This window comes from Pseudoalteromonas sp. S3178 (genome assembly GCF_005886985.1).
Classification (GTDB): domain Bacteria; phylum Pseudomonadota; class Gammaproteobacteria; order Enterobacterales; family Alteromonadaceae; genus Pseudoalteromonas; species Pseudoalteromonas carrageenovora.
In genome coordinates this window covers 1-375 of the sequence record NZ_PNCW01000267.1, presented here as the reverse complement: position 1 = coordinate 375, position 375 = coordinate 1, and the positions used below count along the sequence as shown (strand labels likewise).

At 40.0% G+C, this 375-nt stretch carries 1 protein-coding gene; it reads right to left on the bottom strand.

Annotated features, from left to right (window positions below; all coding sequences use genetic code 11):
- The coding region (locus tag CWC11_RS20910) for a TonB-dependent receptor plug domain-containing protein (protein ID WP_171038489.1) at window positions 1-375 on the bottom strand (375 nt) is incomplete at both ends.

Genomic DNA, 375 nt, shown 5'->3' with positions numbered 1-375 from the left:
GCTTCGTCAAACTCTGAAAAAGCACGGTCTGCCGGCTTTAAACCTTTATCATCATCGTAACCAAAAGATGCTGTTACATTACCTGTACTCCAGCTATTACCAGCGGTTAAGCTCAATGAATACTTTTCACGGTCACTCTCAGATGAAATACCAGTTTGTGCATTAACTTCAACGCCTTCAACATTGTTACGAGTGATAATATTAACTACACCAGCAACAGCATCAGTACCATAAATGGCAGAAGATGCGCTTTTAAGAATATCAATACGCTCGATCATTGATGCTGGAATAGAGTTTAAATCTACAGCGTAACCACTAGAAGGTGAACGGCCAGATACAAATCTACGACCGTTTACTAATACAAGTGTTCTTGAC